This is a genomic window from Buttiauxella cochleicola (genome assembly GCF_021283185.1).
GTDB lineage: Bacteria > Pseudomonadota > Gammaproteobacteria > Enterobacterales > Enterobacteriaceae > Buttiauxella > Buttiauxella massiliensis.
Map to the genome: position 1 here is coordinate 303135 of NZ_JAJSOS010000001.1, position 16272 is coordinate 319406.

The window sequence follows — 16272 nt, forward strand, 5'->3', positions numbered from 1 at the left end:
AAATCGTCACGCGTTAAAACAAGTATTTAAAACGCAGGCGTGCGCCATAACGTGGTTGATCATCACCTTCTTCTTGTGCTGTAGAATTAAGCCAGGAAGCGTAAGCGCCGAGGTAAATATTGAAATTGGGCATATCCATAATATTTGGCAATTGCCAGGAGGTGTGGATTGTATGGATATCGTAATTGCCAGGGGCCAGGATCGCGCATTCGTTACCACACTCACTGTTCAATCCGGAAATATTGAAGTCAGAAATTTTGTTATGTGCATAGATATAACCTAACTCAACACGATGCCAGAGCGCATTAATCCCGGCGCTAAAGTCTTTTTCGTCTTCTGCATTCATATAAGCGGTATTAAGATTTACTACCACACCCTCTTGCGGATTGTTTTTCAATGTATTCCAGCTCATTGTTAAACCATACCCTGTACGCCCGGATTGATCGTGCCAGGTTCCGGCAGCATCTTTATAGCCGTAGGCGTTGTTAATAAGGTTTGTTTCCATAGCCGCCGCCATAGAATAGTCTCCTGAACGCCAGGCAATAACCGGGCGGACGTAAACCACATTTTTTTGATTATCGAGTTCCGTTCCATGATAACGCTGGTCGACATACAGTGAACTGCCATCTTCTACCAGCGTATTCACTTCCATATACCAGTTATCTAACGTCTTACTGAACAGCAGATTTCCCCCGCTGTTACTACGCCCTCGCGCCTCTTTCATCATATAGATGTAGCCATAACCGTCGCTATACAGGTCATTAGCAGTGTTTCCGGAATACTCGATAAAGGTGTCCTGGTTGAGCGGAAACATATCGTAGGCTTCAAAGCGCCCGACCTTTACTAACCAGTCTTGCTGTTGCCCAAAGAAGAATGCCGCATCATCAAGGTTCATTTTCCCGTTCATATCCGCCAGCGGTTGAACAGTAAAACCGGCATATTGGCCATTCGACGAGTGTTGAATACCGTCAACGCCTAACAGAATTCTCCCATTAATATCCCAGCGTTCTTTATCTCCCGGTGCCCAATTTTTATTAGCGCTGGTTTTCACCGAAGTTAAACTGCCGGTACGGCTGGCGCCATCAAGATTAAATTCCACGTCGCCATAGAACTTTAATTCCGAGTTATTATTTAAAGCCAGTTTAGGTGTGGGTTTTTGTTCTACCGAAATTATTTTATTTTCATTTTCTGTGGTGGGCACTTGTTTTAATGTTGCAATTTCCGACTCTGCTTTATCAGCGCGTTTTTCAGCATCCTGTAAGCGTTGTTCAAGCAAAGCAAAACGTTGTTCAATGGTTAACGGTGATTGTGCAAAACCCGAGGTAGAATATAAACCGGCGCAGAGCACCGACCCGATTATTATTTTCATCGATTATTCCTTTATAATTTTAATAATGCCGAAGTGCTATACCGCGGAAATAATTACCGCGGCATTTATTTATCCCTATTTATTCTAAATGCCAGGCTCCACATTCAACGAATTCGGCACTTCCTGACCAGGCAAAGAGACTCAACAGGCGTGACTGCGGATATATCCTGCTGCTCAGACAAGCTTCACCGTCATTGACGAACACTTCTACCGATGAACTGTCAAAAAACACCCGAAGTTTCAACGTTGCTGCATTGGGGAGTGGGATGCTCCGTTGCCCACAGAGACCGAACTCCGGGTAATTGCGCTCCAGAACCAATCGTTGTGCCTGGTTATCGACATACAGGCGCATACCGTCCTCCAGCGCCATGCCGTATTGCTCTGCATCGCAGGCGGCCAGTTCCCACTGCAAAATGACTTCTGTGGTTTCACAGTTATTCATCACCGGTAGCGTTTTGTTGCTCAGGGTGCTGACAGGCCAACTGAACCAGCTCTGGCGTAGGTTTTCCAGCTCTCTGGCAGGGCGCATTTGCAGGCGATTATCGGCAGTGAGTGTCAATTCACGTGGTAGCGTCAGCATGCCTGCCCAGCCGTCTTGTTGTTCCGGCATCGGGGATTCCCACATGGCCATCCAACCCATGACGATGCGGCGGCCATCCGGGGCAAGAAAACTTTGCGGCGCATAGAAATCGTGCCCGTGGTCCATCTCCTGGAACGTGCTCTGTTGCACGAAAGTCGCACCCGGTTGCCACTGACCAACCAGATAACCACTCTGAAATAAGTTACGATTTTCATAACCCTGAGCCGCCATACCCTGTGGCGAGAACATCAGGATCTGTTTGCCGTTAAGAGTGAAGAAGTCCGGGCATTCCCACATGAAGCCCATGCCCTCGCCCGCTTCGGCCAGCACACCCTCTTCTTTCCAGCGTCGTAAGCACTCGGAACGGTAGAGCCTGACCTGCCCGGTATCACCCACGCGCGCGCCCACCACCATGTACCATGCATCTTCTTCCTGCCACACTTTCGGGTCGCGGAAATGATGCAGACCCGCAGGGGTGTCAATCACCTGGCCCTGACGGGAAAATTCGATGCCATCTTTGCTGGTTGCCAGGCACTGCACCTGGTAGAGGTTGTTGTCATTGGTTGGATCACCGTGAAATTTATGGCCGGTATAAATCAATGCCAGTTCATCAGCATTCACCACCGCAGAACCCGAGAAACAGCCATCTTTGTCTTCCGGCCCAACCGGTGCCAGCGCCACCGGCAAATGTTCCCAGTGCAGCATATCGCGGCTGCGCGCATGCCCCCAGTGCATCGGCCCCCATTTCGTGGAGTAAGGATGATGTTGATAAAACGCGTGATACCACCCGTCAAACCAAACCAAGCCGTTGGGGTCATTCATCCAACCCGCTCGCGGAGCAAGGTGGTAGCGTGGATACCAGCGCATGTTCAGTTGGTCTTGTTTTTCGTTCAGCGCCTTCTCGGCATTAGCAATCAATAACGTCATGACAACTCACTCTTGGGTAATTCAAATGGTGGAAGGTTGCGACAGCAGCCCGTCGGATGAGGACTTATTGCCTCGCAAAAAGAAAATCGAAAGAAAAGTGGTACAGAACACCATCAGCCCCATGATTAGATAAGACTGGGCAAATCCGTATTTTTCATAGCTGTAGCCCGCAAGCGGCGACAGGAAGGCCGCAATCACTGAGCTGGTGCAGGCAAAGCCCACCAGATAGAGCGTTGATGAGAGGCGTTTATCAAAATTGAGGCTGTTGTATTTGAAGATCGAGACCAGCAGGATAGGCAACTCCACCGCGTGCAGGAGTTTAGTTATCGAGATAAGAACCGGCCCTTCCACCAACCCGGATGCGACCATTCTTAATGCCATGACCATGCCGGCAAAGATCAGCCCATTCTTCGCGCCAATGCGATTCACTAACCAGGGGGCGCAGAACATTCCTGCCGCTTCCAGAAACACCTGGAATGAATTGAGGTAGCCAAACATCGCATTGCCTTCACGCAAAGTGGCAAATTGTGAAGCGAAATAGACCGGGAACTGCTGGTCGTAAACGCCGTAAATACAGGTGCCCACGACGAAGAAGATCAGCGCCCGGAATTTTGGCAGGGTGATTAAGCGCAAAGCATCTGCGATCTTCACTTTTTCTGCACCCAGTTCGACTGTTTCCAGACTCGCAGCCGTATTGACTTTTAACTGTATCAACAGGAAAAAGAACACTAACCCTGAGCAAGAAGCGACGAGGAAATTAAGTTTAGGGTTGATATTAAACAGCAAACCGGCAAAGAACGTCGCCACCGCCCAGCCCAGTGACCCCCACATGCGGGCTTTGCCAAATTCAAATGTGCTCTGGCGTGCCACCCTTTCGGTATAAGACTCCAGAACGCCAATCCCGCCGTTGAAGGTTAAACCGATAAACAGGCCGCCAAAAACGCTCCCCAGCAGAATATTCACGCTAAGCAGGTAGCCAAAAATCAAATAGGCCGGGCCAGATAGAATCAGCAATGCGGTGATGTACCACAGCAGGTTCTTCCTTAACCCTAGCCTGTCCTGAATGAAGCCGTAACAAACCTGCGCGCAGAGTGCCGAAACCGAAAGCACCGAGAAAATAATGCCGGTGTCAGTAGCTTTTAAACCCACTTCCTGGTGTAACCAGATAGAAAGTAACGAGCTGGAAGAGGACCAACTGACGAAAAAGAAGAACAGTAACGCGCTTAATAACGGATAACTGCGGGAGTGATGTTTTTTCATCAAAGCAATCTCATGTAGGGTCAATGATGAAATGATAACGTTAACATTAACGAAATCTCATGAAGTTTAGCGATGAGACATGATGTTAATCACATAAGTTAACGTTAACATGATATGTTTGAGATCGTGATCAAATTTTCATGTCGATGGCAGGGATGTATTACAGCGACTCGTCCCCCAAAATATCGCGTCAGCCTTTTACATCACAATCTGAGTTGTATAGCCTGATGCACAAAGGGCTCGGGTTGAAATTTCTCTTATCAGGATAGGTACTTATGGCATCGCTTAAAGATGTGGCCAAACTTGCAAATGTCTCATTGATGACGGTGTCACGTGCATTAAACAACCCGGAACGGCTTAAACCCGACACCCTGACACGCGTTCAGGCTGCTATCAGCCAGCTGAATTATGTGCCCGACTTGTCTGCTAAAAAGATACGCGGTGCCCGGGCAACGCCCGACACCATCGGTGTGCTGGCGCTCGATACGGTCACCACGCCTTTTTCTGTTGAGATTACCTTATCGATTGAAGAAACGGCCCGGGCTCACGGCTGGAACAGTTTTGTGGTGAACATGTTTTCCGATGATAGCCCGGAGACGATGGTCGATTTGCTGCTGTCACACCGCCCCGGCGGCATTATCTACACCACGATGGGGCTGCGCCAGGTCCCTATACCACCAAAGTTACTCACCCTTCCCTGTGTACTGGCCAACTGTGAAAGCTTGCACGACCCGGTTGCCAGCTACATTCCTGACGACGAACAAGGGCAATATGAGGGGGTGAAAGCGTTACTGACCGCAGGATACCGGCAGCCATTGTGCCTGCATTTGCCCTCTCAACATCTGGCCACGATTCGCCGGCGTAAGGGACTAGAGCACGCTTGCCGTGAAATGGGCGTAAACCCGGATCATTTGATTCACCATTACATGGAATTGGGCGATGAACATTACCGCGACATTCCGGCAATGGTTGAAGCCCATATGCCTGATGGAAAACCCCGCTTTGATTCGGTGGTGTGCGGTAACGACCGCATCGCATTTATGGTTTACCAGGTACTGCTATCCAGAGGCATCCGCATTCCGCAAGATGTGGCTGTGCTGGGTTATGACAATATGGTGGGAATTGGCGATCTGTTTCTCCCACCGTTGTCGACAGTACAACTTCCCCATTACGACATTGGCCGTCTGAGCGCACTGCATATCATCAATGGGGATACCCACCGCGATACCGTGCGCGTCAATAGCCCGTGGCTGCTACGGAATTCTTTCTAATCTAAAGGTCACGCAATGGATGTTGTAGGGTGGATAAACGTTATCGTCATCCACCGTTTGAACCCTTCGCTTATCTGACATGCATTAGCGCAGGCGGTACTTCATAATCAAGATGGGTAGAGCAAACAGCAATGTCAGAAGATTCGCCGCGCTAATAGCCAGGTCATTGATTAATAGCCCATAAAAAAACCACATCATCAACCCACAAACAAACATCGCATACATCAGGCCGGAGATGCCTTGCGTGTTGCGTGTGGAAATCACTTTCACCGCCTGCGGCAAAAATGACAACGTCGTCAGGCTTGCCGCCATATAACCAATTACAGATACCCATTCCATGATTACGCCTTCGCGTCTGAAGTTTTCGCCATGCTGATGCTAACGGGTTGGGGCTCTACAGGCGCTGTAGATTTACGGTACTTATCCAACAGGTGGATCTGTATTTTTCTCAGCATATCGCCATTCAGTTTGTAGAGGCGGAAGTAGAAAACCAGGGTTATCAGGAAGAAGACCGCAGGCAGCGCAATCATGATGAACTGCATACCGGCGACGGTGCTTTCAGACTGTGCCACATTAGGTACATAACCAATGATGCCAAGGACCAGAGCGATGAAGAATGCAGCAAATGCCGAGCCCCCTTTTACCACCAGCGTTTGCACCGAATAGGCAATGCTTTCGCAACGAACATTGAGTTTATACTCGCCATAATCCACGGTGTCCGCCACCATAATGACCTGTAGTACCCAGAACAACGCCGTCCCTACGTTGAGCAAAATTCCCGCAATGGAAATCAACCACACATTGTGATACCCCGCCAGCGCTATCCAGAGCAGTACTCCGCCACCAAGAATCGGCAATACCGATGCACCCGCCCACAGTAAGCGGCGTGACAACGCTTTTACCAGCCGAGGGAACAGAATCAGGGTTAACAGGTTTGCCGCCCCTGCGTAAGACATGTAATACGGGAAGAGGCTGGCGTCACCGATAACGTAGGTGAAGTAATAAATCGCAAATCCGGAAATAATGTTTGATGCGATGTTGTAAGCCAGCGCCATACCCAGCAGGCAAGAGAGCTGATCGTTTTTATAGATCAGCCCCACGATGGCTTTTAAGCTGATGCGGCTACTGTCTGCGGTTGCGTCACTGTCTGATGAGTAGACCTCTTTTACGTTGCGCAGCGTGATGAGGGTTGAAGCAATGAAGAAGGCTATCAACACCAGTGTAAACATCTGGAAGCCGAAACCACGGTCTTCGCCGCCGACATAGCTGACGAACGGTAGCGTAATGCCTGCGGTGATAAACCCGGACAAACTGGCAAAGAAACGTGGAAACGGCACCAATTGTTCGCGTTCACGTTTATCCAGGGTAATGGTAGGCACCATCGACCAGAATGGAATGTCCATGATGGTGTAGGTCATGCCCCATAAGATATAGGTCACGCAGACGAACACTACCTGCGTTGTGCCTTCAAACAGATGCGCACTGAACAGTAAAAACAGCACAATCGAGTTGGCAATCGTGCCCACCAGGATCCACGGCTTAAACTTCCCCCAGCGGCTACGGGTACTGTTGACTATCCAGCCCATGATCGGGTCGTTGATGGCATCCCAAATCCTTGCGACTAAAAACAGCGTGCCCACCACGCCCACCGATAAACCTACAATATCGGTGTAGTAATACATCAGGTACATGTAAACGATGCCAATAGCGAAATCTTTACCAAACGCCCCAAATCCATAACTGAGTTTTGTTGTAATTGATATGCTCATATAGGGTACCGGGCCACTGTTACCAGCGCCCTCCTTCTGTTATTAGATATGCGAGAAGCCGGGCATCACGCCCGGCGTACTGAATTATGCGCGATGAAGCCAGGCCGGTAACCAATCACCGTGTGCTGCAATCAGGTCATCAACCAGGGCATAAATCTCTTCGATGCCGAGTACGGCTGAAGTATGAGGGTCAAGCAGAGTAGCGTGATAAACCCGGTCGCGATTTTCTGTCAAAATCGCTTCGGTCAGTAAGGTCTGAACATTCACATTAGTTTGCATAAGTGCAGCCAGATGCGACGGCAGTGTGCCAACACGGGTCGGTTGAATTCCGTTAGCATCCACCAGGCACGCCACTTCAACACAGCAGCCCTGCGGCAGGTTGTCGATAAGGTTATCGTTGCGCACGTTGCCATAGATAACACTCGGCTCGCCGGTCCACAGCGCGTTCATAATGGTGCTGGCATATTCACGAGATGGCTTGATATCGATGCTTTCTGCCGTTTTGTACTCTTCAAGCTCCTTGCGCCAGTTAGCCAGTTGCTCAACACAACGTTTTGGGTACTCATCCAACGGGACTTTATAACGCTCAATCAGGTCTTCGCGCCCGGGCTTAATAAACCACGGCGTATATTCCGCAAAGTGCTCAGAAGATTCAGTTACGAAATAGCCCAGCTTTTTAAACATCTCGTAGCGGACGATATTTTCACAGCGTGGATTACCATGCAGGTTAGGCTTCGGCGCTTCCCCACTTTCGTAGGCTCGCAGCAGATCCGGATAAATACTGACGTACTCGCCCTGCTCATTTTTTTTCTCAAGCGAGAGATAAAACGCCATATGGTTGATACCGGCGCTGCGATAGCGCAACGAAGCCGGATCGAGCGATAAATCACGCGCTAACTCTTCAGCCGTGCCCTGCACCGAGTGGCACAGCCCCACTTGTTTAATCTGCGGGTAGCGCGCGTACATCGCCCAGGTGTTCATCGCCATCGGGTTCACGTAGTTAAGCATCGTGGCATCGGGGCAGACTTGTGTCATATCTTCACATATCTGCCATAAATGCGGGATGGTACGCAGGGCACGCATAATGCCGCCGGGGCCTAACGTATCAGCAATGGTTTGTTCCAGTCCGTGCTGTTTACAGACAGCGAAGTCCGTGACGGTGCAGGGTTCGTACCCGCCAATCTGGAAAGCGACTACCACGAAATCGGCATCCTGAAGGGCTTGTTTCTGGTCGGTATGACAGGTGATTTTTCCGCAGGCACCTGCTGAATCCATCAGTTTGCGTACCACAATGTGCGACTCTTCCAGACGCGTCTCATCAATATCCATCAAGGCGATATGGGCCGATTTCAGCGCCGGACGATGAAAAACATCTCCGAGAATATTTTTTACAAAAATCGTCGAGCCTGCGCCGATAAAGGTAATTTTGGGTGCTGACATTTTCTTTCTCCGTAGCATACGTGGCATGAGTGAACCCCGCTAGCCTGGCACGCCAGGTGCCCGTTCTCCTCCCTCTTCCTCGCTTAGCATTCCGGAAAGCTCAGATTGGTTTCACCCCGCGCTTAAATCTGAGTTTTCCGGAGTTTTTTACCAGGAAAGCAGAGAATACCGGCTTATCGGTTTAAAAACGCACGCTTCTATCGCCAAATTTGTGCCGCTCTCACAGTCACCCAAAGAGTTTTGTGCCAGTATTTCTGACAATTCAGGAAACGGAGAGAACAATGGACATCATCCCAAATTGCCTGCCGCCAGACCCGCATATGTGCAGCAGTACCGATAGCAATACGCGCAGCCCTTTGTCGCTCTATTCCGAATACCAACGCATGGATATCGAGCTGCGCAGGCCGCGGAGTATGGAAGCCTGCCACTGGCACGGGCAGGTCGAGGTGAATGTGCCGTTTGATGGCGACGTAGAATATTTGATTAACAATGAAGCGGTGCAGATTAAACAGGGGCATATCACGATATTTTGGGCCTGTACCCCACATCAGCTCACCCGCCCTGGCGACTGCAAGAATATGGCTATCTTTAGTCTTCCCATGCACCTGTTTCTTTCCTGGCCGCTGGACCGGCAGCTTATTAACCATATCACCCACGGCACGGTACTTAAGTCCCTGACCGCACAGCAGCTCAGCCCCTTTGAAGTGCAGCGCTGGCAGGAGGAGATCAAAAGCCCCAACGAACAAATTCGCCAGTTAGCCATCGATGAAATTTGCCTGATGTTCAAGCGTTTTAGCCTGTCGGGTTGGCAGCCGATTCTGGTGAATAAACCCGCCCGTACACGCAGCAGCGGCAACAATGTGTCACGCCATGCGCAATTTTATGTCAGCCAAATGCTGGAATTTATCGGCGAGAATTACGACCAGGCGTTGACCATCGAACAGGTTGCTGAACACGTCAAACTCAACCCGAATTATGCAATGGGTATATTCCAGCGTGTGATGCAGCTCACCATGAAGCAATACATCACGGCGATGCGCATTAACCATGTACGGGCACTTCTTAGTGATACGGACAAGTCGATTCTGGATATTGCCCTCACCGCTGGGTTCCACTCCAGCAGCAGTTTCTACAGCACATTTAACAAATATGTCGGGATGTCGCCGCAGAATTATCGCAAGCTGCGCCAGTTAAGAGGTGCCGGCTAATCAGCCGGGGCGCTTAAAAATTATGCGCTTCCGTCCAATTTTAGTTGGTAAAGGGGTCTGACGCTCAGTTGTACGAAAACTCACGTTAAGGGTAAAGGCAGCGTTACAAAATCGTCTCCCAGGAGGCTATGTTTCATAGTGTGAAGACTAATTGCCGCTAATCACTTTACAGAAGATAATGATTATTGAGTCCGGATTTAGGTTGTAGGGCGCAATCTGGTTGCGGAATTAATGATCATTTTTATGAAGTGGAATACTAAATCTGGCCCCCTGAATCGAGGCGATATCATCGCATCATAGTCAAGACAAGTGACACAATGTCCAGAAATAGCAGACGTAATTTTAGCCCAGAGTTCAGACTTGAGGCTGCCCAGTTAGTTATTGATCAGCACTACACCGTTACCACAACGGTTACAGCAATGAAATTAGTTTTCTTATCCTCCAAAAGCCCCCCTTCTTAGACTATTCGCAACCAATTCAATCCAGATCAAATTTCAAGGGATCATCGTTGTACACAGAGTGCCAATTTAGGGATAGTACCGACAGCGTATCCTGTTTTAAATGGGCAAAACGGTAATTATGATGAATATCTATGAAGAGCAATATCGACTATTAAAGCAAAATGGCGCGCAGGCGTGGGCTGGTGAAGGTTATAAGCGAGCTCATCAACAATTAACTGTCATTCTGCAAGAATTAAAACAACGTAGTACCCTCCCCTCCCCCGGAGCTTCGTTTCTGGAATTAGGCTGTGGAAATGGTGCAATGTCTTCTCAATATATGGCAGAGCATGGCTATGAAGTATCCGGTGTTGATATTTCACAAACTGCAATTGAGTGGGCGATAGAGCGATTTTTGACACTTGGGCTTAAGGGGCATTTTACCCAGGGCGATGTCTGCCATCTTAAGCAGCTGGAAGCAGATTCATATGATGTTATTTTTGATGGAAGTTGCTTGCATTGCCTTATTGGTTCACAGCGTGAATTGTGTCTTACAGAAATAAGACGTCTGATAAAACCAGAAGGTATGGTTGTTATTAGTACTATGGCTGGGAAACCGAAAAAACCTGAAGATTTACGAGATTTTGATGCCGATAATTACCATTTAATAAGGAATGGCCAGCCATGGAGAACCTTAAAGCCTCTTACACTGCTGGAAGAAGAGATCAGCAATCAGGGATTCTCTATCATTTATACCGACCTGAATCATAATCCATGGTGGGATCATGCCACTATTTGTTGTAAGCCATCACAGGAATGATGATGTGTTATAAAATCAAGCCATCTCATTCAATTCAATCAATTTCCCGCGGTAAAATTTTATATCTCCTGAGCCTTCTAGCTCTCTTACAACCTTCTGAACAGCACTCCTCGATATATTATTTCTGGAAAGAATAAAATTGTACACAGAAGTTGTGTGTCTTTCTGGTTCACCTAAAGCCCAAATTTCCTTCAAATGTTCAACAACTATTTCCCTGGCTGATGATTTATGAATTAGTTTTCCTTTAGGCATGCAGATATATAAATACTTTCTGATTATAAAAAAAGCATCTTGCCATAAATTATTCTCTGTAAATAAATCAAAAGCAATATTCGAATCAAGGATCCACATAGAACATTCGCTTTTACACTGAATGAAATGTGTCAGCCCAATATCATGTATATGCCCAAGCCCAATAACTGCGGGCGCTTTAATAGAGTTAGTCAGTAGCCCATCTTCAATACGATGAATAGTAACAATGCCCGATTTAAGGAATGCAACCTGATTATCCTGAATAAGGTCTACGTGCTGCCCCTTTTTTCTAAGTGCAAAAAATGCATGTTTACATTTTTCTATCTCTTCACCGACTACTTTTACTGAGTGCGAGATATCCGTTCGACTGTTCATATCATAAGTGCCCTATTAATACCTTCTGGATTAATTTAAAGTATTACTTCTTCAATTGGCACTGGCTTACCCGTGTGGTATCCCTGTAACCAATCTACACCTATTCTTATTAGCTCTTGCTTGATCTCTTCATTTTCAACAAATTCTGCAACGACCTGCATTTTTTTGATTTTAGCAACGGTGCAGAAAGATCTAACTAAAAAGTGATTTAAGTCATCATGAAGAATCTTGCGGATAAAAGATCCATCTATCTTAAGAATATCAGCTTCTATTTCTTCCAGGCGAGAATAGCTGGAGCAACCGGTACCAAAGTCATCAATGGCTATCTTGCAACCAAGACTGCGCATCTTTTCAAGCTTTAAAGCGGCTACTTTAGTGTCAATAATGTCCGTTTCGACGATTTCAAAAATAATTCTGTCCGGTGATATTTCATACTTCTTGAATAGCACCGTCAAATGCTCAATAAAATAGATATGATGAAGCGTCCGCGGGGCTAAATTAATACTAAATTTACTTTCGGATTTTGATTCATCAAGTGACTGTATAAATCTGAATGTTTGTTCAATAACAGTCATATCTAACTGAGCAAGAATCCCAGCTTGTTCTGCAATAGGAAGAAATGCGTCAGGAAATAAGAGCTTTCCATCTTTGTTTCTGATCCTAATAAGGACTTCATGATAGTATAAATCTGTACGTGATGAGATTACAGGCTGAGCCATGAGTATAAAAGACTGGTTGTCTATAGCGCTTTGAAGCTCACTCCGTATATTGTCATTACTCTTTATATTACGTCCCACCGCCAAACAATCTGTATCATCCCAAACGACCATTACCGGAACTTCACTATTGATAGATTCTGCGGCAACAGCAGACAACTTTCCGACAATCATCAATAAATTATATTTTTCTGGCAAGCTTAACATGTAAGCCAACCCTGAATTAATGCCCAATGTATTGTTGTCATGTGAAAAACGGTATGCCTTAACTAAAGAATATATATTATTAATATGCTCTTTATCAGGAGAACTCAGTCTAATATAAAGCCCATAACCTGGTTGATAATAGATCTCTTCATTATCCTGAAGATGAGGGAGAAGATAGGCGGTCAATGACTTAACGAACATAAATCTAATGCTAAGTCCATGCGTTTGTGTCAACGTCCAAAGCTCAGGGCAGTGAATTAAAGCAAGTCCGGACCCAGGGTAGTCAGCAAGAGATTTTTTGAGTGCATAAACATTCGGTAAGCCAGTATAAAACTCAGTTTGCATTAGCCTGGTTATTTTTTTGATATATGAGCGATTACTTGAAACCAGCACTCCAGATAAAACTAAAGAGTAGGACACAACTAATAGTGTGGCAGAGGCAGTTGCCAAAGGTTCAAGGATTTCAAGTTCACTGATGGCGTAATTATATTGTATATAACCGTCACTGTGGAATCCGAGCAGAATTAAAATAACACTCCAGATGGGAACAATAAATGAATGACCAATAGTCACGGTTCCCCAGACCATTATCGGGAGAAGTAATAACAAACCATATCCGGTAAATAATAAAAATGTATGTTTAGTGGATAGTAAGCAATACATGATGCCAATAAGAGTGCATAACCATATAATCCGATAAACTACTCGCGAACCTGAAAATATTATTTTTCTTTGTTCATTAAGGTAACGCCAGCACCATGCTGTATTGCTGATACATCTAAGAATAAGATAACAGAATGGTACACCAGTAAGGCAAGATGTCATCATCCATTGGACGTTAATCAAGTTTTTGGTGCTAAAAAATTCACCATACAAAACTTCATCAAAATGAAATAAAAACAACATTAACTGATGGACAAACTCAAACACTACAGAGTTAAAAACAACCAACCAACCGATACGATGAAATGTTAATTTGTAACGCCCGAAACTGACTGCACCTTTACTTCCAACAGAGATAAAATATATCAGGCAGCTGATTGAAGCGGCCAGCAACTGTGAATAAACAGTGAGGTTTTGCAACACAGATTGCGTGTTTAAGCTGTAGATAAAAAGCAGCCCAAGTGCAGGTATGGCTCTGACACCATATAAAACAAGTAGCGCAGTAAACAATGGCAGCCTGAGATCATAGAATGTCAGAGCATATCCACCCACTTCAGCACTACTCATTAGTAGACCAAAAACATAATGAAACAGAAACAACAATACACAAGCTTCCAACATGCGTTTAGTCGTGTTTCTGGTTTCTGCACTTATTTGCATTAAACAACTTTCCATCTATCAATATGTACAAAAAAACATCCGTGTGAGAGTAAGCCTCGCTTTAACATCATGATGTTAATTGCAGCTCCTTTTCATAGGTTGAAACACTATTAGAGCAATGATGATTTTCTTTCAGGACCTGGCATAATCTTTCAACTGGTAACGGACGCCAGAAAAGGAACCCTTGTGCCAGTTCGATACCAACAGAGCGAACCTGGGCAAGTTCCTGGTCTGTTTCAATCCCTTCAATAAGAACCTGGCGCAGCTCATCTTCAGTTTCAACACCTTCAATAACAAGATTGCAGTGCGTGAGTCGGCACAGTCTGGTGACTTGTTTTAAAAACTGCAGCCCACCATTTTCAGCTAGCCCCTGCACAAGTGAACGATCAAGCTTTATCTTGTCGAGCGGATATCGTGTCAGATAATTCAGTGTCGAGTACCCGGCCCCAAAATCATCAAGAGCAATACGAATCCCCATTGATTTTAATTTTGTCAGCACCGAGGCCACATTTACCGGGTCGATAACAGCTTGTGACTCTGTAATTTCCATCTCAAGAGTCCAGCCTGGAGGTAAAGGTTTTTCCAGCACTTGGGATATCACTTTAAATAATCTCTTGTCCAGCAGTGTCTGCGCCGAGACATTGACCGACAGAGTCATTTCATTAAATTCTTGAAGATGATGATTTAGATAATTAACAGATTGCTCGATAACCCAGAAATCTATATCTGCCATCGCTTTGAGGCGATCATAATATTGTAGGAAAGTAGGTGGCGTAATTTTCCCATCTTCACCCTGATGGCGGATTAATGCCTCAACCCCAATAATGCGACGGTCGGAGATCCGTACCTGAGGCTGAAAATAAAGAATGAAATGACCACTCGATTGTAAGTGTTGTACCTTGCTCAGTGCATCAAGATAAGATTTTTCTTCGGACTGCAGCGTATGCCCAGGAACCAGGTCTAAATTTGTTGGTGGTAAAAACAAATTCAACTCAGGGGTTTTTAGTTTGCTAATAGACCATTTTCTAACAAATGGTGTGTAGATAATCGCGCTTACGCCAATAATAACGATATTCAGTATAATGGCGGAGACCGATCCCCCAGTGGCAAGCCAGGTGCTCAAAATAGGTGGAACGCTCCAGTTTACCGCTTCAGAAACCGGGGGCACCAGATGCCAGACAGTTGCAGTGTACGCTATTGTATAGGACACAGCTGGCACCAGAACAAAAGGGATAATCAGCAAGGGGTTCATGACTATCGGCAAGCCAAAGATTAATGGTTCATTCACATTAAACAGCGACAGCGGAAGCGATAAGCCAAGCAAATTCCTGTGCGGAGATTTTTTATTCAACAATATGCATAGCAACATTCCCAGGGTATTTCCTGTACCACCCATGGTGCACCAGATATTATAAAAAACGGGGCTAATAATATTTAGCTGCCCTTGCCCTGCATGCCAGGTAGCAATATTGCTATTCATTTCGGCAATAAATCCGGCATCAATATCGGCACAAATAAAATACCCATGAATACCAAAGAACCACGGTATGCAGCGAAGAACAATATAAATCAACCCATCGATGAAGTTATCAGGGTAAGAGTGCAGTAGCGTTTGCGATATTACGGGCAAAATTAAAAGGTAAATGGAGTGGGCTACCACGCCAATAATCAATGTGGAAAAGGTGATAATGAGTACAGAACAGAAGAAAAGAGCTGATGTTTTTCGGCTTTTGCTTTTCAGGAAATCAACTGAATCCACTAAAGCGATAGTTTTTTCCAGCAATAAATTGACCGTAATGCCTGAAAGTAAAGCTAAGGGAACAGTAATATCAAAGAAGAAAAGCTTATCATTACTGATAACCCTGCTAATAAATAGCAAGCTACAGAAATTAATAGTCAAAAAGTGGATAACTGAATAACGATTACGAATTGCCCAATGTAAAGCCATAAAGGCATTTATTGCGATGGGCATAAATTCTGTAAGCGTTTCTTGTAACTGGAACAACTGTACCGAAAAACTCCCCCACCCCAGCTGGTTACAGACGATTGAGCCAACAAGAAGTAATGCACGGATGATGGCAAAGGGGACAATAGCTAAGGAGCTTGCGACAATAGACTTTATAACTCGGTTATTGAATAACAAAATCCGACTGTTGTTGAGCTGATAAATAAAAGTGTTCTGAAACCATGTACTCATCTCAAAAATACTCTTTTTTGGACATTTATTGCCTGACTGAAAACTATATTTATAAAAATTCCGAATATTTCCAAATGTTGAATTTTTTGTATGAGTTATAATTCATCAGAGTTTCTTATTA

General features: G+C 45.8%; 12 protein-coding genes. 3 read left to right on the forward strand and 9 right to left on the reverse strand.

Translation table 11 applies throughout. The features are described 5' to 3' along the window. Positions 1–13 precede the first annotated feature (13 nt). The 3 genes from LVQ76_RS01410 to LVQ76_RS01420 form a co-directional block, all read right to left on the reverse strand. Entirely contained in the window at positions 14–1369 is a 1356-nt protein-coding gene (locus LVQ76_RS01410; protein ID WP_232920796.1) for a carbohydrate porin, read from the reverse strand. Positions 1370–1448: 79 nt separating this feature from the next. Next, complete coding sequence (locus LVQ76_RS01415; RefSeq protein ID WP_232864238.1) at positions 1449–2876, reverse strand: glycoside hydrolase family 32 protein; 1428 nt, start codon at positions 2874–2876, stop codon at positions 1449–1451. 21 nt (positions 2877–2897) lie between these two features. Further along, positions 2898–4139, reverse strand: a complete 1242-nt coding sequence (locus LVQ76_RS01420; RefSeq protein ID WP_232864237.1) for an MFS transporter — start codon at positions 4137–4139, stop codon at positions 2898–2900. A 272-nt stretch (positions 4140–4411) separates the two neighbouring features. Between LVQ76_RS01420 and LVQ76_RS01425 the strand changes: the two genes are divergently transcribed. Then, positions 4412–5407, forward strand: a complete 996-nt coding sequence (locus tag LVQ76_RS01425) for a LacI family DNA-binding transcriptional regulator (RefSeq protein WP_232920797.1) — start codon at positions 4412–4414, stop codon at positions 5405–5407. Between the two features lie 84 nt (positions 5408–5491). On the opposite strand, the gene LVQ76_RS01430 is transcribed toward LVQ76_RS01425, so the two are convergent. The 3 genes from LVQ76_RS01430 to LVQ76_RS01440 all read right to left on the reverse strand — a co-directional run bounded on the left by LVQ76_RS01430 (position 5492) and on the right by LVQ76_RS01440 (position 8616). Beyond that, entirely contained in the window at positions 5492–5746 is a 255-nt protein-coding gene (locus LVQ76_RS01430) for a SemiSWEET transporter (protein ID WP_232864236.1), read from the reverse strand. Between the two features lie 2 nt (positions 5747–5748). After that, the gene (melB, locus tag LVQ76_RS01435; RefSeq protein ID WP_172893310.1) at positions 5749–7176 is read right to left on the reverse strand and encodes a melibiose:sodium transporter MelB; all 1428 of its coding nucleotides are present in this window, start codon (positions 7174–7176) and stop codon (positions 5749–5751) included. A gap of 84 nt (positions 7177–7260) precedes the next feature. Then, on the reverse strand, positions 7261–8616 hold the full coding sequence (locus LVQ76_RS01440) for an alpha-glucosidase/alpha-galactosidase (RefSeq protein ID WP_232864234.1): 1356 nt from the start codon (positions 8614–8616) through the stop codon (positions 7261–7263). Positions 8617–8897: 281 nt separating this feature from the next. On the opposite strand from LVQ76_RS01440, the gene melR reads away from it, so the two are divergent. Beyond that, positions 8898–9824, forward strand: a complete 927-nt coding sequence (melR, locus tag LVQ76_RS01445; protein ID WP_232864233.1) for a transcriptional regulator MelR — start codon at positions 8898–8900, stop codon at positions 9822–9824. Between the two features lie 579 nt (positions 9825–10403). Next, a complete protein-coding gene (locus LVQ76_RS01450) occupies positions 10404–11081 on the forward strand; it encodes a class I SAM-dependent methyltransferase (RefSeq protein ID WP_370640048.1) in 678 nt (225 codons plus the stop codon). Positions 11082–11096: 15 nt separating this feature from the next. Here the strand turns inward: LVQ76_RS01450 and LVQ76_RS01455 are convergent, their stop codons facing one another. From LVQ76_RS01455 to LVQ76_RS01465, 3 genes are all read right to left on the reverse strand, one after another. Next, positions 11097–11708 (reverse strand): helix-turn-helix domain-containing protein, encoded by a 612-nt coding sequence (locus LVQ76_RS01455; protein ID WP_232904076.1) that lies wholly within the window; start codon positions 11706–11708, stop codon positions 11097–11099. A gap of 35 nt (positions 11709–11743) precedes the next feature. Next, the gene (locus LVQ76_RS01460) at positions 11744–13954 is read right to left on the reverse strand and encodes an EAL domain-containing protein (protein ID WP_232920798.1); all 2211 of its coding nucleotides are present in this window, start codon (positions 13952–13954) and stop codon (positions 11744–11746) included. A gap of 67 nt (positions 13955–14021) precedes the next feature. Beyond that, positions 14022–16151: an EAL domain-containing protein gene (locus tag LVQ76_RS01465; protein ID WP_232920799.1), complete on the reverse strand. Its 2130-nt coding sequence runs from the start codon at positions 16149–16151 to the stop codon at positions 14022–14024. Positions 16152–16272 lie beyond the last annotated feature (121 nt).